The sequence below is a fragment of the Lactiplantibacillus nangangensis genome (genome assembly GCF_005405065.1).
GTDB lineage: Bacteria > Bacillota > Bacilli > Lactobacillales > Lactobacillaceae > Lactiplantibacillus > Lactiplantibacillus nangangensis.
In genome coordinates this window covers 39,090-59,371 of record NZ_BJDI01000016.1, presented here as the reverse complement: position 1 = coordinate 59,371, position 20,282 = coordinate 39,090, and the positions used below count along the sequence as shown (strand labels likewise).

12 protein-coding genes and 7 tRNA genes are annotated in these 20,282 nt (G+C 45.3%); 6 read left to right on the top strand and 13 right to left on the bottom strand.

Features of this window, described 5'->3' with window-relative positions; translation table 11 throughout:
• Positions 1-37 precede the first annotated feature (37 nt).
• The 5 genes from rpoC to FFM70_RS12010 all read right to left on the bottom strand — a co-directional run bounded on the left by rpoC (position 38) and on the right by FFM70_RS12010 (position 11,336).
• The gene (gene rpoC / locus FFM70_RS12030) at positions 38-3,679 is read right to left on the bottom strand and encodes a DNA-directed RNA polymerase subunit beta' (RefSeq protein ID WP_137617097.1); all 3,642 of its coding nucleotides are present in this window, start codon (positions 3,677-3,679) and stop codon (positions 38-40) included.
• Positions 3,680-3,696: 17 nt separating this feature from the next.
• Positions 3,697-7,311: a DNA-directed RNA polymerase subunit beta gene (rpoB, locus tag FFM70_RS12025; protein ID WP_171002372.1), complete on the bottom strand. Its 3,615-nt coding sequence runs from the start codon at positions 7,309-7,311 to the stop codon at positions 3,697-3,699.
• Positions 7,312-7,553: 242 nt separating this feature from the next.
• Positions 7,554-8,150: a TetR/AcrR family transcriptional regulator gene (locus FFM70_RS12020; RefSeq protein WP_137617095.1), complete on the bottom strand. Its 597-nt coding sequence runs from the start codon at positions 8,148-8,150 to the stop codon at positions 7,554-7,556.
• 195 nt (positions 8,151-8,345) lie between these two features.
• Complete coding sequence (locus tag FFM70_RS12015; protein WP_137617094.1) at positions 8,346-10,850, bottom strand: ATP-dependent Clp protease ATP-binding subunit; 2,505 nt, start codon at positions 10,848-10,850, stop codon at positions 8,346-8,348.
• An 18-nt stretch (positions 10,851-10,868) separates the two neighbouring features.
• Entirely contained in the window at positions 10,869-11,336 is a 468-nt protein-coding gene (locus FFM70_RS12010; RefSeq protein ID WP_137617093.1) for a CtsR family transcriptional regulator, read from the bottom strand.
• A 458-nt stretch (positions 11,337-11,794) separates the two neighbouring features.
• On the opposite strand from FFM70_RS12010, the gene FFM70_RS12005 reads away from it, so the two are divergent.
• From FFM70_RS12005 to phnW, 6 genes are read left to right on the top strand one after another with little or no spacing between them, the layout of a single operon-like run.
• Complete coding sequence (locus tag FFM70_RS12005; RefSeq protein ID WP_137617092.1) at positions 11,795-12,829, top strand: phosphate/phosphite/phosphonate ABC transporter substrate-binding protein; 1,035 nt, start codon at positions 11,795-11,797, stop codon at positions 12,827-12,829.
• 24 nt (positions 12,830-12,853) lie between these two features.
• Positions 12,854-13,621, top strand: coding sequence for a phosphonate ABC transporter ATP-binding protein (phnC, locus tag FFM70_RS12000; protein WP_137617091.1), 768 nt, complete (start codon positions 12,854-12,856; stop codon positions 13,619-13,621).
• On the top strand, positions 13,611-14,411 hold the full coding sequence (phnE, locus tag FFM70_RS11995; protein ID WP_137617090.1) for a phosphonate ABC transporter, permease protein PhnE: 801 nt from the start codon (positions 13,611-13,613) through the stop codon (positions 14,409-14,411). Before phnC ends, phnE begins: the two co-directional genes overlap by 11 nt.
• Positions 14,408-15,241 (top strand): PhnE/PtxC family ABC transporter permease, encoded by an 834-nt coding sequence (locus tag FFM70_RS11990; RefSeq protein WP_137617089.1) that lies wholly within the window; start codon positions 14,408-14,410, stop codon positions 15,239-15,241. Before phnE ends, FFM70_RS11990 begins: the two co-directional genes overlap by 4 nt.
• Positions 15,242-15,259: 18 nt before the next feature.
• The gene (gene phnX, locus FFM70_RS13975; RefSeq protein ID WP_223877495.1) at positions 15,260-16,057 is read left to right on the top strand and encodes a phosphonoacetaldehyde hydrolase; all 798 of its coding nucleotides are present in this window, start codon (positions 15,260-15,262) and stop codon (positions 16,055-16,057) included.
• A 12-nt stretch (positions 16,058-16,069) separates the two neighbouring features.
• On the top strand, positions 16,070-17,176 hold the full coding sequence (phnW, locus tag FFM70_RS13970; protein ID WP_223877494.1) for a 2-aminoethylphosphonate--pyruvate transaminase: 1,107 nt from the start codon (positions 16,070-16,072) through the stop codon (positions 17,174-17,176).
• 57 nt (positions 17,177-17,233) lie between these two features.
• On the opposite strand, the gene FFM70_RS11980 is transcribed toward phnW, so the two are convergent.
• The 8 genes from FFM70_RS11980 to serS form a co-directional block, all read right to left on the bottom strand.
• Positions 17,234-17,307 (bottom strand) — tRNA-Pro (locus tag FFM70_RS11980).
• A gap of 54 nt (positions 17,308-17,361) precedes the next feature.
• Positions 17,362-17,435 (bottom strand) — tRNA-Pro (locus FFM70_RS11975).
• 8 nt (positions 17,436-17,443) lie between these two features.
• Positions 17,444-17,517, bottom strand: a tRNA-Arg gene (locus FFM70_RS11970).
• Positions 17,518-17,527: 10 nt separating this feature from the next.
• Positions 17,528-17,613, bottom strand: a tRNA-Leu gene (locus tag FFM70_RS11965).
• Positions 17,614-17,621: 8 nt separating this feature from the next.
• Positions 17,622-17,693, bottom strand: a tRNA-Gly gene (locus FFM70_RS11960).
• A gap of 26 nt (positions 17,694-17,719) precedes the next feature.
• Positions 17,720-17,792: transfer RNA gene (locus tag FFM70_RS11955), tRNA-Thr, on the bottom strand.
• 3 nt (positions 17,793-17,795) lie between these two features.
• A tRNA-Leu gene (locus FFM70_RS11950) sits at positions 17,796-17,877 on the bottom strand.
• Between the two features lie 1,108 nt (positions 17,878-18,985).
• The gene (gene serS / locus FFM70_RS11945; RefSeq protein WP_137617088.1) at positions 18,986-20,260 is read right to left on the bottom strand and encodes a serine--tRNA ligase; all 1,275 of its coding nucleotides are present in this window, start codon (positions 20,258-20,260) and stop codon (positions 18,986-18,988) included.
• Positions 20,261-20,282 lie beyond the last annotated feature (22 nt).

The window sequence follows — 20,282 nt, the reverse complement described above, 5'->3', positions numbered from 1 at the left end:
CCATTTGACTGGCCGCCTTTTTAAAGCTGGTTAGCAATTACTTGCTAGTATCTTGTTCTTGCATTTGTTTTTCAAGGTCGCTGATTGAGTAAACCCCATCAGCCACGTTGCCAACTTCCTTCGGCTTGATATGACGATAGTTAGGCATACCAGTCCCGGCAGGAATGATCTTACCAATGATGACATTTTCCTTAAGCCCGATCAATGGATCGTTCTTACCACGAATAGCCGCATCAGTTAAGACCCGAGTTGTTTCCTGGAATGAAGCCGCTGATAAGAAACTATTAGTTTCCAAGGCAGCCTTGGTAATCCCAAGAATAACTGGCCGTGACGTTGCTGGAATTCCACCAGCAATCAACGTCTTGTAGTTTTCATCCTTGAAGTCAGCAATATCCATCAAAGTCCCAGGTAAGACATCAGTGTCACCTGGATCCATGATCCGGACCTTACGAAGCATCTGACGAATCATGATTTCAACGTGCTTATCGCCAATTTCAACCCCTTGCATCCGGTAAACCCGTTGGACTTCACGGAGCAAGTAGTTTTCAGTTGATAAGACATCGCGAACTTGAATTAATTGCTTAGGATCAATTGACCCAACGTTCAACGCCGCACCACGGTGAATAAAGTCGCCTTCACTGACCGCCATCCGAGCCGTTAATGGCAAAGTATAAGTCCGAGTATCAGTTTCACCCTTAATCGTAACTTCCTTTGTCCGTTCCGCTGGATTTTCTTCGATTGATTGTACCGTCCCAGTCACTTCAGTGATTTCGGCACGCCCTTTAGGATTCCGTGATTCAACAATTTCTTGAACACGAGGTAACCCTTGGGTAATATCGTCTCCGGCAACACCACCAGTATGGAAAGTCCGCATGGTTAATTGCGTCCCGGGTTCACCGATTGATTGTGCCGCAACAGTCCCAACAGCTTCACCGACTTCAACTTCGTCACCGGTAGCCATGTTACGACCATAACAGTGTTCACAAACCCCATGTTTCGTGTTGCAAGTAAATGCAGAACGAATCGTGACTTCGGTAACACCAGCATCAACAATCTTTTGTGCCAAAGCTTCATCGATCATGACGTTATTACCAACGATTTCTTCATGTGTTTCAGGATCAAAGATCGTCTTCATCGTGTAACGGCCAAGAATCCGGTCGTACAATGGTTCGATGACTTCGTTACCATCCATGATGGCGCTGATCCGTAAACCACGATCAGTCCCACAATCCTTTTCACGCACAATGACATCTTGGGCAACATCGACAAGTCGACGAGTCAAGTAACCTGAGTTGGCAGTCTTCAAGGCCGTATCGGTCATCCCTTTACGAGCCCCATGGGTAGAAATAAACATTTCCAAGACAGAGAGTCCTTCACGGAAGTTTGAAAGGATTGGTAATTCCATGATCTTCCCATTAGGGGCAGCCATCAAACCACGCATCCCAGCTAACTGAGTAAAGTTAGAAATGTTACCACGGGCACCAGAATCACTCATCATGAAGATAGGGTTATCTGGGCTGAAACTTTCAATCAGTTTTTGTTGAATTTGATCCTTGGCGTCGTTCCAAACACCAATGACCCGTTCATAACGTTCATCGTCAGTAATTAACCCACGACGGAACTGTTTTGAAATCGTGTTAACTTGCTTATGAGCTTCGTCGATAATGGCTGGCTTTTCTTTCAAGTCAGTAATATCGGCAACCCCAACCGTCAACCCAGACTTAGTTGAAATGTTGTAACCTAAGTCCTTCATCCGGTCAAGCAAGAGTGACGTTGCCGTCACATGATATTGCTTGTAAACTTCAGCGATAATATCAGCTAAGAAGCCCTTCTTAAATGGCATGATCAATTCTTGGCCATCTAAGAAGTCATGGATATTTTCGCCAGGCTTCAAGAAGTAACGATCAGGAGTGCCATCAATCAAATTATCATTGGTTGGTTCGTTCAAGTAAGGGAACTTACCAGGCAAGATATTGTTGAAGATTGCTTTCCCAACAGTCGTTACTAAGACTTCTTGCTTTTCTTCGTCCGTGAATGGTTTGTCAGGCATTGATGAAACTTGAATCCCAACCCGGCTGTGCATGTGCACATAACCAGCTTGATAAGCTTTTTGAGCTTCATTCAAGTCTTTGAAGATCATGCCTTCGCCTTCACGACCAACTTCTTCAGTCGTCAAGTAGTAGTTACCGATAACCATATCTTGAGATGGCGTGACAACGGGTTTCCCGTCCTTAGGCGCCAAGATATGATGAGCAGCTAACATTAACAAACGTGCTTCAGCTTGGGCTTCATCTGACAAAGGCAAATGAATGGCCATTTGGTCACCATCGAAATCGGCATTGTAAGCTTCACAAGCCAATGGATGTAACCGCATCGCTTTACCACTAACCAAAACAGGTTCGAACGCTTGAATCCCTAAACGGTGAAGCGTAGGGGCCCGGTTTAATAACACGGGATGTTCTTTGATGACGTCTTCTAAGACGCCCCAAACATCATCATCAGCCCGTTCGATCTTACGTTTAGCATTCTTAATGTTAGAAGCTAATTCACGTTTAACCAATTCTTTCATGATGAATGGCTTGAAGAGTTCCAACGCCATTTGACGAGGTAACCCCATTTGGTTCATCTTCAAGAATGGGCCAACATCGATAACGGAACGACCAGAATAGTCAACCCGTTTACCAAGTAAGTTTTGACGGAACCGACCTTGCTTCCCTTTCAACATATGTGAAAGTGACTTCAAAGGACGGTTACCAGGACCGGCAACCGGACGGCCACGCCGACCATTATCGATCAAGGCATCAACAGCTTCTTGGAGCATCCGCTTTTCGTTTTGAACGATGATCCCAGGAGCGTTTAAGTCTAATAAACGCTTCAACCGGTTGTTACGGTTGATGACCCGACGATACAAATCATTCAAGTCAGAAGTGGCAAAACGCCCACCTTCCAATTGAACCATTGGTCGTAGATCCGGGGGAATGACCGGAATGGCATCCATGACCATCCAAGCCGGTTCGTTACCAGAAGTAACGAAGGCTTCAATGATGTCCAAACGACGAACAGCACGTGTCCGCTTTTGACCAGATGCATCTTTCAAAGCTTCTTTCAAATCCCGTGCTTCTTTTTCAAGATCCACGTTATTTAATAAGCGTTTGATGGCTTCGGCACCCATTTCGGCATCAAACTCATTGCCGTATTGGGCTTTCTTTTCACGGTATTCACGTTCTGAAAGCAATTGCTTCTTTTCAAGCGGGGTGTTACCAGGTTCGATAACAACGTATGAAGCGAAGTAAATGATTTCTTCAAGTGCCCGTGGGCTCATGTCTAAGACAAGGCCCATTCGGCTAGGAATACCCTTGAAATACCAGATGTGAGTAACTGGTGCGGCGAGTTCGATATGCCCCATCCGTTCACGACGGACTTTACTACGGGTAACTTCGACACCACAACGGTCACAGACAATACCCTTATAACGGATCCGTTTGTATTTACCACACGCACATTCCCAATCCTTAGTAGGACCGAAGATACGTTCATCAAACAGACCGTCTTTTTCAGGTTTCAATGTCCGGTAGTTAATGGTTTCAGGCTTTTTAACTTCGCCATATGACCAGCTGCGAATCTTGTCTGGGGATGCCAGACCGATTTGCATGCTTTCAAACTTGTTGACATCGATCAAAGGACCGACCTCCCTTTTTATTGATTATCCTGGTGAGCGTTTGTTGTTTCAGTAGCGGCTGGTTTGTCAGCTTTAGCTGGCTTATCAGCGGCCTTTTTTTCGTTTTCTTGCTGGATCTTGCTCAAGGCATCCACGTTAACGACATCGTCGTCATCGTCATCCATATCCCGCAATTCAATTTCTTTATCATCAGCATCCAAGACCTTCATATCCAGTCCTAATGCTTGTAATTCCTTGACCAACACGCGGAATGATTCCGGCACGCCTGGCTTAGGAATTGGTTCGCCCTTAACGATAGCTTCATAGGTCTTAACCCGACCAACCACGTCATCAGACTTGTAAGTCAAGATTTCTTGCAAGGTATAAGCAGCCCCATAAGCTTCCAAGGCCCAAACTTCCATTTCACCGAAACGTTGGCCCCCAAATTGCGCTTTCCCACCAAGTGGTTGTTGCGTAACTAAAGAGTAAGGTCCGATTGAACGAGCATGGATCTTGTCATCAACCATGTGACTAAGCTTCATATAATGCATAACCCCGACAGCGACACGCTTGTCGAATGGTTCACCAGTCCGACCATCATAGACGATTGACTTACCATCGGCGTCGATACCAGCTTCACGAACAGCCTTCCAAATATCAGAATCACGCGCCCCATCAAAGACAGGCGTTGCCATATGAATACCCAATTTACGAGCAGCCATCCCTAAATGCAATTCCAAAACTTGTCCGATGTTCATACGTGAAGGCACACCCATTGGGCTCAACATAATGTCAATTGGGGTCCCATCAGGCATGTACGGCATGTCTTCTTGAGGAACCACGATTGAAACAGTCCCTTTGTTACCATGTCGTCCGGCCATCTTGTCACCGACTTGAATCTTACGTTTTTGCGCAATGTAAACACGAACCATCATGTTCACACCGGGTGATAATTCGTCACCATTTTCACGGGTAAAGATCTTAACATCCTGGATAATCCCGCCACCACCATGTGGTACTCGGAGGGAAGTATCCCGAACTTCGCGGGCCTTTTCACCGAAGATGGCATGTAACAAACGTTCTTCAGCTGATAATTCGGTAACCCCTTTAGGCGTCACCTTACCAACTAAGATGTCACCATCTTTGACTTCAGCACCTACGCGGATAATCCCATCTTCATCAAGGTTACGCAAAGCGTCTTCCCCAACGTTAGGAATTTCACGAGTCATTTCTTCAGGTCCAAGTTTTGTATCACGCGCTTCTGATTCATATTCTTCAATATGGATTGACGTGTAAACATCTTCACGGACCAACCGTTCATTAATAATGATGGCATCTTCGAAGTTATAACCGTTCCAAGTCATGAAGGCAACTAATGGGTTTTGGCCTAAAGCTAATTCCCCGCCTTCCATCGCTGGACCATCGGCTAAGACTTCGTCGTTATCAACGTGATCGCCAGTTTTGACGATTGGACGTTGGTTGTAGTTCTTACCACCGTTAGAACGACGGAATTTCATTAATTTGTAGGTATCTAATGAACCATCATCACGCCGAACCCGAATTTCACGAGCATCAACGTATTCAACAGTTCCTTCATGCCGGTTAATTAAGGCAATCCCAGAGTCATGGGCCGCCTTGTATTCAATCCCAGTCCCGATTAATGGGGCATGTGGATCAACCAAAGGAACGGCTTGTCGTTGCATGTTGGCACCCATTAAGGCCCGGTTAGAGTCATCGTTTTCCAAGAAAGGAATACATGCGGTGGCAACGGCAACAACTTGCTTAGGCGAAACGTCCATGTAATCGACGTCTTCGATGGAGATTTCCAAGTTTTCTTCCTTTTTACGGGCTAAAACAGTATCTTCAACGAAAGCACCGTCATCAGTTAATGGCGAGTTCGCTTGGGCAATGACAAATTGGTCTTCTTCGTCAGCAGCTAAATAGTCAATCTTATCGGTAACCTTATGAGTCGTCCAATCGACACGACGATAAGGCGTTTCGATGAAGCCATAACGGTTGACCTTGGCATAAGAAGACAAACTGTTGATCAAACCAATGTTAGGACCTTCAGGAGTTTCAATTGGGCACATCCGACCGTAGTGGGTATAGTGCACGTCTCGAACTTCATAACCGGCCCGGTCACGAGTCAAACCACCAGGTCCTAAGGCAGATAAACGACGCTTATGCGTTAATTCACCTAAGGGGTTAGTTTGATCCATGAATTGAGACAATTGTGATGACCCAAAGAATTCTTTAATTGAAGCAACGACTGGTCGAATATTGATCAATTGTTGTGGCGTTACCGTAGCGGCGTCTTGAATAGACATCCGTTCACGAACAACCCGTTCCATCCGAGATAACCCGATTCGGAATTGGTTTTGTAACAATTCACCCACGGAACGAATCCGTCGGTTACCCAAGTGATCAATATCATCGGTCGTGCCTAAACCTTCTTGTAAGTTGAAGAAGTAGTTAATGGAAGCAATGATATCAGCAGGTAAGATATGTTTGAACTTAAGGTCAATGTTGCCATTGCCAATCACGTTAACAACCTTTTCTGGGTCATTTTGTGAGTAAACTTTAACAACCTGTAAAACCATTGGATTCGTCACAACAGCTTCGTCAGATGGCGTATAAGTGACGGTCTTGAAATCGTCACGTTCCAAATAAGTTGATAACTTAGCCATCACGTTTTTATCAATGACGTCACCCTTTTGGGCAATAACTTCACCGGTATCAGGATCAGCTAAGGTTTCAGCTAAGGTTTGACCCATTAAACGCGTCCTCATGCTTAACTTCTTGTTAACCTTGTAACGACCAACTGGTGCAAAGTCGTAACGTTTTGGATCAAAGAAACGCGCCGTCAAAAGACTCCGTGAACTATCAGCCGTCTTAGGTTCACCAGGACGTAGTCGTTCATAGATATCTTTCAAAGATTCTTCAACACGTGAATCATCAGTGTTCTTATGAACATCTTTTTCCAAGGTGTTAATCAAACTGTCAGTTTCACCCAACATATCGATGATATCGTCGTCAGAACCGTAACCTAAGGCCCGGACTAATTCCGTTAAAGGAATCTTCCGTGTCCGGTCGATCCGAACGTATGAAATATTCTTTGCATCGGTTTCAAGTTCTAGCCAAGCCCCACGGTTAGGAATCACTGTGGTGCCGTAGCTAGGACGACCATTTTTATCTAATTCTTCATTAAAGTAAACACCGGGTGAACGAACCAATTGTGAAACAATGACCCGTTCGGCACCATTAATAATAAATGTCCCTTGTTCAGTCATTAATGGGAAATCGCCAAAGAATACATCTTGCGACTTGATTTCGCCAGTTTCATGGTTAGTCAGTCGTAAAGTCACATGCAGTGGTGCTGAATAGTTCGCATCATGTTCACGTGCTTCATCGACGGTGTACTTTGGTTCTAATAGTTGATAGTCGACAAATTCAAGTGAAAGTTTTCCTGCAAAATCGTCGATTGGCAAAATATCTTCAAACATTTCCCGGAGACCTTCATCCAAGAACCACTGATATGAATCAGTTTGGATTTCGATCAAGTTAGGCAAATCAAGAACTTCCTTGATACGTGCATAACTTCTACGGGTACGGTGTTTACCGTATTTAACTAAATGTCCGGCCAAGTTGTTCACCCCTTCTTATTATTCCGTGACTCGGCCCAGCAGCAAATATTACATTTGTGTTACAAATGCACTAAAAGCCGAATTTTGGGCATAAAAAAACCAAAAATAGTCATTTAAGTTGGACTATTTTTGGGCTTATATTAACAAAACGCGCAGACAATAGATTGCGCTTTTGTTCAAGTTCACGGTTACAGACAAGTTATAATATACATCGAAACTGGCTGACTGTCAACCGAATGACTCGTTAAGTTTTAAGCGTCGGTGGCGACGCCATACATGATCATCTTAAGCAACGTTTGCACCTGAGTTCGTTCATCGGCTTCCGGATTTCCAATCTGATGGAATCGATTGAATAACGGGCTCAAACTGGTTAAATAAAAGTTAGCCGCCATTGCCGGCGTCACGCCGGCTTGCAAGTGTAAACTTGGTTGGCTAAAGAATGACTGTAATGGTTGGACATAATCATCTCGAAAGACTCCTGCTAACTGGCCAATGTGCTCGCGCGATAAATCTTTAAAACTAGTATGGATCAACGTAAAAATATCAGCAGGATGTTTATGCGTTAACAACAACGACACATCCGTCAGTTGTTCCAATGGCTCTTGACCTGGCTGTGATAAAATCTCTGTCAGTCCAGTTTTAATTTCGGCACCCACGGTCGTGATGACTGCGATAAAAATGACTTCTTTATCTTTAAAGTGGTGATACAAAGCCGGTTGGGTAATCCCAATGGCTGCCGCAATATCACGAGTGCTGGTCGCTGCATAGCCATGAGTCAAAAATAATTCTCGCGCAGCATCCAAAATTGCTTGATGGGTTTTGGCCAACTGTTCTGCACGCGTAACCATGCCAATCATCACCTTTCTTGTTAAATTTATTTTTTACCTAAAAATCACTTTTTCTCCCCTTATAACTTACACCATTTTTTTAGCGATTACTACCGAACCCAGTTCCAATTTAGCTGACCTTGGTGCCTCAATCAACTTGTAGCCATCAAAAAAGAGCTCAGAAAATGGCTCCTCAGCTCTTTTTGATTAACTTAGTTATTTTGAAGAAACCGTCGAACGACCGTCTGACTTCGGCTGACTCTTAACATTAATGGTGATGGTTCCTTTGCTGGCACCAATCGTGACTTGATCATTAACCTTAATTTCACCAGTCAATAAGGATTCGCTTAACCGATCTTCAACTTCTGTCTGTAAGGCTCGCCGAATTGGTCGTGCGCCGTACTCAGGATCGAACCCAGCTTTAGCAACCACATCGATTGCTGCTGGCGTGATTTTAATCTTGATACCTTGTTGGGCAACCCGATCCACAATTTCTTTAGCCATCAATTTAACGATTTCATGTAATTCATCACGGTTCAATGAATGGAAGACAATCGTTTCATCGATTCGGTTCAAGAATTCAGGACGGAAAGCCTTCCGTAAGGCTTCACGAATCGTTGCGGAAACCGCTTTGTAATCATTGGCCTTATCCGTAGCACCGAACCCAACCGATTTTTCATCGCGTAAGGTCGTAGCACCTAAGTTCGACGTCATGATCAAAATCGTGTTCCGGAAATCAACTTTGCGCCCTTTCGAATCCGTTAAGTAGCCATCATCTAAGACTTGCAACAAAATGTTGAAGACATCGGGATGTGCTTTTTCAACTTCATCAAAGAGGACGACTGAATATGGCTTCTGACGCACCTTTTCTGTTAATTGGCCACCTTCATCGTAACCAACATAACCGGGAGCAGAACCGATCAAGCGACTGGTCGAATAACGCTCCATATATTCGGACATATCGATCCGAATCATGTTATCTTCGGAACCGAACATTGCTTGAGCCAAGGCTTTGGCTAATTCGGTCTTCCCAACCCCAGTTGGTCCTAAGAACATGAAAGACCCAATTGGCCGACTCGGGTCTTTCAACCCACTACGAGCTCGGCGAATGGCACGCGCCACCGCTGAAACGGCTTCTGGCTGACCAACGACCCGTTCATGCAAAATCTTTTCCAAATTAACCAAGCGCTCACTTTCAGTCTTTTGCAACTGAGTCAATGGCACACCGGTCCATTCCGCAACAACTTGCGCAATATCTTCACCAGTCACATCCAATGCATACTTTGGTTGGTCACTATTTTCAGTGGCAGCTTCTTGGGCGGCTGCTAACTCATCCAAGTGATTTTTGAGTTTCATTTCCTTTTTACGGATATCGGCCGCTTCTTCGAAGTTTTGATCTTCAATGGCGGCTTCCTTTTGTTGCCGTAAATCGGCTAACTTATCTTGATTCTTCGACAATTTCGTTGGTTGATCCATTTGGTCGATGCGCACTTTAGCCGCCGCTTCATCCATTAAATCAATCGCCTTATCTGGTAAGAAACGATCACTGATATAACGACTAGAAAGCTTGACCGCTTGTTCAACGGCTTCATCCGTAATATTCACGTGATGATGTTCTTCGTAGCGTGGCCGTAAGCCGATCAAAATTTCGACCGCTTCATCAGGTGTTGGTTCATCCACCATGACTGTGGCAAAGCGCCGTTCTAAGGCAGCATCTGATTCAATGTACTTTTGATATTCATTCAAAGTCGTGGCCCCAATGGTTTGAAGTTCGCCACGTGCTAAGGCTGGCTTCAAAATATTGGAGGCATCAATGGCCCCTTCAGCGCCACCAGCACCGATCAAGGTATGCAATTCATCGATAAATAAGATGACATGCCCATCGTTATAAATTTCGTCGATCACTTTCTTCAAACGATCTTCGAATTCACCACGATACTTGGTGCCGGCAACTAATGACCCCATATCGAGCATCATTAGGCGCTTGTCGGCCATATCGCTTGGGACATCACCAGCAACGATCTTTTGGGCTAAACCTTCCGCAATCGCCGTCTTCCCAACACCGGGTTCCCCAATTAAGACTGGGTTATTTTTAGTCCGGCGTGACAGGATCTGAATGACCCGTTTAACTTCTTTAGACCGGCCAACCACGGGATCCATCTGTTGTTCACTAGCTAATTGTGTTAGATCACGTGCTAATGAGTCCAAAGTTGGCGTTCCTTCGGCTTTTTTGCCACCACGCGCTGGGCCGTTAGTCTTACGCTTGCCCATGGCATCACTGACACCGAGCTTGCGAAGCACAACTTTGCGGGTTTGACCTAAATCTAAGTTTAAGTTCATTAAAATACGCGAGGACAGGATACTTTCATCTGACAACATCGCTAAGAGTAAATGTTCCGTGCCAATCTTGTTAGCACCTAACCGTTTAGCTTCATCACCTGCTACTGACAAGATCTCCTTGGCTTTCGGTGAATAAGGTAAATAAGTGTCTTTGCCGACGTTACTTAAGGTGCCGTAACCGGTAAAGCGCTCGATTTCCTCACGAATGTCATCTTCAGTGACGGCATACTGTTGTAAAACTTTGTTAGCAATCCCATTTTTCTCGATGGCCAATGCTAATAATAAATGTTCCGTTCCTACTGCTTGATGTTTAAAATACTTAGCCTGCTCTTGCGCTAAAACTAAGACACTCTTGGCACTCGGGGTAAATAGGTTATCCATTGCGATTCCTCGCTTTCTTTAACTTTCATAACGCAGGTGGTTCAAAATTCCAATAATAATACGCGCCCGCAGACTGTTTTCCAAATCATGATCATCAACGGCAAGCGTATTCCGATCAGTCGCGACTAAAATTAATTGTGCCTCCCTGCGATTTAAGACATCATCTTCATAGAGGCTTTGGACGACCGCATAAGCATCCCGTTGCGTTATTGAATCCCCAATCACTTGAATTAGGGTGTCCAAAACGTCGGCGTCATCCAATAGGTTAACCTTCTCGATTCGAATATAACCACCACCGCCACGCTTACTTTCGACTAAGTAACCATTTTGAATCGTGAATCGGGTCTTGATCACATAATTGATCTGAGAAGGGACCACATTGAATAAGTCAGCAATTTCTGACCGCCGGATTTCAACATGCTCTGCGTCCGCCAAAATACTTTTCAAATATTTTTCGATGATATCGGAGATATTTTGACTTTGCATCTGCTTCACCCTTTACATTATCTTTGACTAATATTGACTTTTATTATACGAGGATAAAAACAAATTGCAAAGAATTTCACCTAAAGGGCGCTACCAATAGGGCTCTCACGGTTGTTAAAGCATATCACGCAGCGCGACTGCATTCAATTGTTTGACCTGAAAATCACAGTTGACCTTTAAAAATTTTTCAATAATTCTATCAGTTAACTATCGTGACCAACCAGCCCTGATCACGACTGCTTGCTCATGGTAGCTGAACCATTTACATTAATTTAACAAACCAACCTTAAACTAAAATAGCTATCAAAACAATGCTGACAACCCTTGTTAGGAGGCATATCTCCCAGCATCTTTACAAAACATATACTTTAAATTTACAACACAGACAACGAGTCTTTACACTCACTCCGTATGCTTGCCCCTGTTCCCAAAAAAAATTACGGAGGTAATCAAAAAATATGACTAAAATTAATAATCGCTTAGTGGGGCTAGGCGGTGTTGCGCTCTTGGCACTCAGTTTAGCCGGGTGTAGTACCAAGTCGACCACCTCAGCCAGCAACGCCTCAAAAACGATCAATGTTGTCTTCTACCCCAATGAATCGGCCAAAAGCTTTGCCGGATCCCGGACGGCGCTTCAAAAAACGATTGAAAAGGCAACCGGCAAAAAGGTCAACCTACAGACGACGACCGACTATAATGTTGCGATTCAAGCTATTGCGTCGGGCAAAGCTCAATTGGCCTACATGGGAGCAAACGGTTATATCCAAGCCAACCATATTAGCAAACAAGTTAAACCGTTCGCCACAGTTTCCGATGCCAATGGTGGCTTAAAAGATGCGACCTACCATGCCTATCTCATGGTGCAAAAGAAAAACGCGGCCAAATATCGTCAAAATGGCCAATACAGTATCAAAAATATCAAAGGTCAACGGATCTCATACGTTTCCAACAGTTCAACTTCTGGCTTTTTAGTTCCACTATCTGAAATTAGTCGTGAATTTAAAATCAAGAACACTGATAAGTTAACTCAGAGTGGCGGCTTCTTTAGCAAAGTCTTATATGGTGGCTCACACCAAGGGTCAGCAGTTAATTTGCTCAAAGGGGACGTCGACGTGGCGGCTTTCGATGATGAAGACTTGACACCATATTTGACCGCCACAAGTGGGACTTGGAATCAAGTCGGCACCACATTTACCGTCAAGCCAAACGCTGCCGCACCTTTCAACACGCTCAAAGGGCAGCAAGTGGTCGACATCGCTAAGATGACCGTTCAACAAGGACCATGGGTCTACAACGCGAAAACGTTAAGTACCAAAGATGAACAGAAATTAGCCACCGTCTTCACGTCTAAAGCTTTCGCCGACAATCCAAAGATTTTCTCGGCACCAAACGCCAAAGTCCCAATGATGTTCCAAAAGGCTTCCGCCAAGACAAAATTAGTCAAAGTGACTGATAAATGGTACAAACCAACCCACGAATTAGTTGGCTACTAAACCAGTCACAGAAAGGAACTCGCCATGTTAAAAGTCATTGATCTCGATAAATCTTACAATCGCCAGAAACAATCCTTGAAGGCTGTGAGCTTCACAGCCAAGCCTGGTGAGGTCACCGCCATTATTGGGCCATCCGGTGCCGGTAAGACCACGATTTTACGTAGTGTCAATCAACTGATCAAGGATGATGCCGGTCAGATTCTTCTAGATGATGAAGATATCCGCCAAGCGAACAAGTCCGACCTACGACGCATCCGTCATCATATTGGCATGATCTTCCAAAATTACAATTTAATTGGCCCCCTGACAGCCCTTGAAAATGTCTTGCACGGTCGGCTCGGTGCAAAATCAACTTTTGCCGGCATGCTTGGCCTGTACAGTGCCACTGAAAAAAATGAAGCCGCCAAATTGCTACAGGATGTCGGCTTAGCTGATTTTGCCTTGCAACGTTGCGACCAGCTCAGTGGTGGTCAACAGCAACGCGTCGGCATTGCCCGAGCTTTGATGCAGCATCCCAAAATGATCCTTTGTGACGAACCGATTGCGTCATTGGATCCCAAATCAACCAAGCTTGTCATGGATATCTTGCGCGAATTGGCCCAGAGTAAACAACTCATCATTCTCATCAACTTACATCAACTCGATATCGCTCAGACTTACGCAGACCATATCGTTGGAATCAACCAAGGGACCATTGTCTTCGAAGGCCCCGAACGTGCGCTTACCCCGGAGAAACTCCAAGCCATCTACCGTCAACCAGAAACTAAGGCGGTGACTGCCGATGCCAACTAAACCAACACCACAACAATTCTTCCGGCGTCGAAACCGCCAATTATTGATCATCCTCTTAATCCTAATCGGAATTTACTGGCTATCCATGGTTTTAGTTAATTTTCAAACCATGTCCTCGCTCGCCCAAGTACCTGCTGGACTGATTTGGTTAGCGAAAAACTTTATCCCCACACAACGCTCCCTATCTTATCTGGGGGCCATCTCGTTTCAATTGTGGCGAACGTTGCTAGTCTCAATTGCTTCGACCATCTGTGCCGGCTTATTCAGTCTCTTCTTTGCCGTCTTGGGTGCGAAGCCCACTGCCCCAGCCCCTTATTGGCGCGTCATCGTGCGTTTAGGGGCCTCGCTAGTCCGCAACATTCCCGTTGTCGCTTGGTCGATGATCTTACTGTTTTCATTTAAACAAAGTGATTTCACCGGTTTTCTAGCCTTATTTTTCATGACACTTGGTTATTTGACCCGGGCTTTCACGGAAACTATCGAGGACCTGGACCCCGAAAAACTGAATGCGTTACGCGCAGTTGGGGCGACTTATTTACAATGTGTTTTCTGTGGGGTCTTGCCAGAAGTCGCCACGACCTTGATGAGTTGGCTCCTCTATATGATTGAAAACAATTTACGGGATGCAACCTTGGTTGGCATTTTGACTGGGACTGGGATTGGCTTCTTATTTAACTACTACTTTAAAAGTTTCCGTTACGATGCAGCGGGTCTGATCGTGCTCCTGATTGCGGTACTCGTCATTGCACTCGAACTCACGTCAACCAGAATTAGGAAGGCGATCGCATGAAGACTGTCAAACAAGCCCCAATCTCACTCCCACCCAAATTGTCTCTACTGACCCGACCGCGTCGCATCTTGCGTACCGTGTTGGGCGGTTTAACACTCATCACCTTGTACGCGTTACTCACGTTGAACACTGCCGGCTTAAAAATCAGTTCTGCAATGAGCTCGCTAGGTAACAATCTCAACATCATGTTTTTGCATCCAGGTGTTGGTCAAGACACTTGGTCGCTGCTCTTACGTGCTTTGGTGACCAGTATCTCATTAGGACTACTAACGACCATTCTCGGCGCGCTCTTTGCTTTCTTCATTGCGATGGGGGCGGCGCGTAACTTAGCCCCAGCCTGGCTGGCAAATACGATCAAAGCCGCCATGGCCTTTATTCGGGCGATTCCGACCATCTTATGGGTTCTGATCTATTCCGTAGTGATGGGCTTAGGCGCCAGTGCCGCGGTCGTTGGATTAACTTTTCACAGTATCGCTTATCTCGTCAAAGCATACTCTGAAAGCATTGAAGCCACCCCGGCAGAAACGATTGAAGCGCTCAAAGCCAGTGGTGTCCGTTTTTGGCCGATCGTTTTCCAAGCGATTCTGCCTTCCATTATTCCCGCACTGCTGAGTTGGACTTTCATTCGATTTGAAATCAACTTTGCCAATGCCGTTGCGGTTGGTGCCGCAGCTGGCGCGAATGATATTGGGTATTACCTCTTCATGGCCAGTGGTTTCTACTTTAACTTTCATGAAGTTGGATTGATTGTTTACCTACTCTTAGCGGTCGCCGTTGTCCTAGAAATCATTTCAATTCAACTTCGGGGACACTATCTCAAACAAAACTAAAAAACGAGGTCTTTTAAGATGACAATACAAGCAGTAGTTTTCGATTGGGCGGGTACGACCATCGATTATGGGAGTCAAGCACCAATTTTTGCCTTTCAACAAGCGTTTAAAGCAACTGGCATCACCTTAACCGTCGCTGAAATCCGCCGTGATATGGGCCTAGATAAAGCGCAGCATATTCGCAAAATCATGGCGCTCCCTGACGTCCAAAAAACATGGCAACAGCTTTACCACCGTGACCCAACTGCCACTGACCGTGAACAGCTCTATCACGACTTTAAGCAGCGATTACTGAGCGAGCTACCAAACTTTGCCAAGCTCAAGCCCGGGATGGCAAGTGTCATAACCTATTTAACCGACCATCAGCTGCCTTTTGGCACCACTTCCGGCTACGACGCTGATATGCTCAACATCGTTTTGCCAGTGGCTGCTGAACAAGGCTATCGGCCCAGCGTCAACGTGACCTCTGAACAAACTAAAGGTGTCGGACGACCAGCCGCCGCAATGTTGGCCCGAGCTTGCGATCTGCTTGCCGTGACGGACCGCGCTCAAGTTTTAAAAGTCGGTGATTCGATCAACGATATTCTGGAAGCCAAGAATGCTGGTTGCCTAGGCGTTGGGCTCGTCGATGGTAGCAATTTAATGGGCCTGACCGAAGCTGAATTTTCCGCGTTGACTCCGGCAGAACAAACTACTGCCCGTCAACACGTCAGTGACCAATATCACGGCGTCCAGGCCGACTTCGTCTTAACTTCCATTGCGGAACTGCCTGATTTGATTACCACGCTGAATCAGTCAGACGCAACTCAATATTAGAGGAGTAAAATTATGAAACAACCTTATTTATTACTAACCCCTGGTCCACTCAGCACGACAGCCACGGTCAAAGCCGCTATGCAAATCGACTACTGTACTTGGGATCAAGACTACCGAGAGATTACTGAGAAAGTCCGCGCTCAACTGCTAACCGTCGCCCACGCCAACCCCGAGACCTATACTAGTGTGCTGTTACAAGGTAGTGGCAGTTATGGCGTTGAAGCCACAATTGGGACGGCGATTCCACGTCAAGGCGCCCTCTTAATGATTGCTATCAACGGCGCTTACGGCCAACGCATCAGCGAAATTGCCGCCTATTATCAAATCCCACATATTGATGTTTGTTTTGACGAAGACCAAGCTGTCGATCCTAACAAGATTGCCCAAGCCTTGGCTGAGCATCCAGAAGTGACTCACTTTGCCATGATTCACAGTGAGACTACCACCGGTATTTTGAATCCTATCGAAGAAATCATGCCGCTGCTAAAAGCCCGCCATATTGTCAGTATCATTGATGCGATGTCGAGCTTCGGCGGGGTCCCGCTGAACATTGATGAATTAGACTGTGACTACCTCATTAGTAGTTCCAACAAGTGCATCCAAGGCGTTCCTGGGTTTGCATTTATCATTGCTAAGCAGCAAGCACTCGCGAAAACAGCAGGGAATGCACGGTCACTCTGCCTCGATCTCTATGAGCAATGGCAAACAATGACCAAATTTCCAGGCAAATGGCGTTTCACGTCACCTACCCATGTCGTCCATGCCTTTGCACAGGCGTTGACCGAATTGACCGCTGAAGGTGGTGTCACCAAACGTTATCAGCGTTATTGTGAAAATCAACAACGTTTGAGTGCTGGGATGCAACGGCTCGGTTTTACGTTAATCATTCAGCCAGCCATTCAAGGGCCGATTATTACCTCATTTAATTACCCGACGCCAGCTTTCGACTTTCACCACTTCTATCAGTTTTTGAAAACTCGCGGCTTCGTCATCTATCCTGGCAAAGTCACGACGACCCCCAGTTTTCGAATCGGCTCGATTGGTGACGTTCAGCCGCAAGATATCGACCGTTTATTGACCGTCATCGCCGACTATCAACAACACAACCAATCTCATTAAAAAACGGCACAAAAAAATCCAGCCAATTGACTGGATTTTTTCGTGGTTTAGTCATAATCGGGAAAACAGGATTTGAACCTGCGACCCCTACGTCCCGAACGTAGTGCTCTACCAAGCTGAGCTACTTCCCGTTAAAACTTTAAATAAAAAGCCCTAGTTATAATAACTAAGACTGTTTTGATCGATCGGGAAGACAGGATTCGAACCTGCGACCCCCTGGTCCCAAACCAGGTGCTCTACCAAGCTGAGCTACTTCCCGATACTAAATGCACCCAGTAGGAGTCGAACCTACAACCTTCTGATTCGTAGTCAGACACTCTATCCAATTGCGCTATGGGTGCATATTTAAAATGCCGAGGACCGGGATCGAACCGGTACGGTTATCACTAACCGCAGGATTTTAAGTCCTGTGCGTCTGCCAATTCCGCCACCCCGGCAACATAAAAGCGGAAGACGAGATTCGAACTCGCGACCCCCACCATGGCAAGGTGATGTTCTACCACTGAACTACTTCCGCATAAAAACTATTTAATTGATGGAAAATGCCGACTAGAGGATTCGAACCTCCGACCTCCTCATTACTAGTGAGATGCTCTGCCAACTGAGCTAAGTCGGCATGTGCGGGTGAAGGGACTCGAACCCCCACGTCGTAAGACACTAGAACCTAAATCTAGCGCGTTTGCCAGTTCCGCCACACCCGCATGATTAATAATCAATCATGCCTTGTTGTCGTTCCAAGCAGTGCTTACTGTTAAGCCGTGACAACTATTTAACTTTACCATCATGTTGAATAACTGTCAACATCTTTTTTAAATCTTTTTGGATAAATATGCTTTTGAAACGCATATTTTTCCGACAAGAAATATTATAGCACTGGTCACAAAATCTGCAAACCCCTAAATGCAACTTTTTTGACTTGTTTGGTTATTTATCAATGGAATTACTATTATATCAACGTTTTAAGCCGTCCATTTTTTTGAAATAATTCATTGAAAATGATGATATTTTTTAGGAATCAGCCACTTACAGCATAATCAGACCACTTTAATGACCGAATTTCAGCTTCAACTTGTTGAATATATTCAGTAGTTAGGCTGTTCGAAATCCAGTCACTAAAGACTGACTGTTAAAATTTGCCGCTTCCGGTTGTCGCTGATAACATGTGGTCGCGGGACCGGGCCAAGCCAGAAACGTCTTGGTCCCCTGTCTGGAAGGGTTGCCCAAACCGCAAATCTCCCGGCCGGTCCGTGGCGTAAGACCGGAAAATCACCGGTCTTACGCCACCCACACGACCGATGCTATCAACAACAACCTACAGCTAATCAACTGTTCTGAGTGACTAGGCACTGAATCAATCAAAATTAGCAAGTTGTGACCCCCAAAAAATCTGGGGGTACTTGACTGATTCACCTTGCTGGACGGCTCAATGACACGACTTGTCGGCTGGAATTGACGTTCTTTAACTGATTTTCCCTACAACACTGCAATTCCGAGTGACGGCCCCATCACGATGACATTTTTTCATTCGCAACGGCTATATTACTAGATTCACGACAAAAAACACTTTCAACCTAGCTGCAAATAAGCAGCAATTACTCGTATAGTGCCTTCAAACCGGCTTCGGCACTGTCAAATTTTTGATAGTCCTCATCCTCACTATCCTAATAGTCACTGTGACGCTCTTTCTCACGATTCTAAGCCACTACGAGTTGATAAACAAGTCATTATACCAAAAAAGCAGCCCACCACAGCTTGGACATATACCAAGCCATACTGGACTGCTAGAATTGGACCTTATTTAAAAATAAACTAGTTCTTTGTGATCTTAGTCTTACCATGCATGTAAGGCACCAAAACGTCAGGGATCGTAATTGAACCATCCGCATTTTGATAGTTTTCCATGATGGCGGCAACCGTCCGACCAACAGCTAAACCACTCCCGTTCAACGTGTGGACAAATTGGAGTTTGCCATCGTCATCACGGTATTGGATGTGTGCACGACGAGCTTGGAAATCGGTACAGTTTGAACAACTCGAAATTTCACGATACTTGTTCTGTTCTGGGAACCAAACTTCCAAGTCATGGGTCATTGCGGCGGTGAAACTCATGTCACCAGACGTCAAGGTGATGACGTGGTATGGCAAACCGAGCTTCTTCAATAGTGATTCAGCATTGTTGGTTAATTTTTCAAGTTCATCCCATGAGTCTTCAGGCTTCGTGAACTTAACCATTTCAACCTTGTTGAATTGATGTAATCGAATCAACCCTTTGGTATCACGACCAGCACTCCCAGCTTCTTCACGGAAAGCTGGCGTCAACGCAGTAAAGTAAACCGGTAACTTTTCAGCTGGAATCACTTCATCGCGGTAATAGTTGACCAGTGGCACTTCAGCAGTTGGAATCAAGCTCAAATCTTGGGTCGTGATCCGGAAAGCATCATCCTTAAACTTAGGAAATTGACCGGTACCGTACATCGATTCATCGGTAACCATGTATGGTGGTAAGACTTCGGTATAGCCTTCCGCTTCATGTTGGTCCAAGAAGAAGTTGTAGACGGCCCGTTCCAACTTAGCGCCATCACCCATGTAATACAAGAAACGACTGCCAGAAACCTTGGCACCACGTTCAAAGTCCAAGATATTAAGGCTTTCACCAAGTTCCCAATGAGCTTTTGGTTCAAAGTCAAACTGACGTGGGGTGCCGATTCGACGTAATTCCACAGAATCGTCTTCGTTTAAGCTAACAGGAACATCTGGATGTGGCACGTTTGGTAAATGTGCGGCCATATCTTGTACTTGGGCATCCGCTTGACGACGATCTTCATCCAAGGTTTTGATTTCAGCACTAACTTTTTGCATTTCGGCAATTTGTGCACTGGCATCTTCCTTGTTCCGTTTCAATTGTGAAATTTCACCAGAGACTTGGTTCCGGGTCGACTTCAATTGTTCACTCTTGGCAATCAAGTCACGGCGATCTGCATCGGCTTTGATCAAAGCATCAATCTGTTCAGCTGGCACACCGCGGTGACCAAGCTGTTCTTTAAAGAAATCTGGTTTTTGACGAATTTGTTTGACATCTAACATCTAAAAATCCTCCTTAAAATTT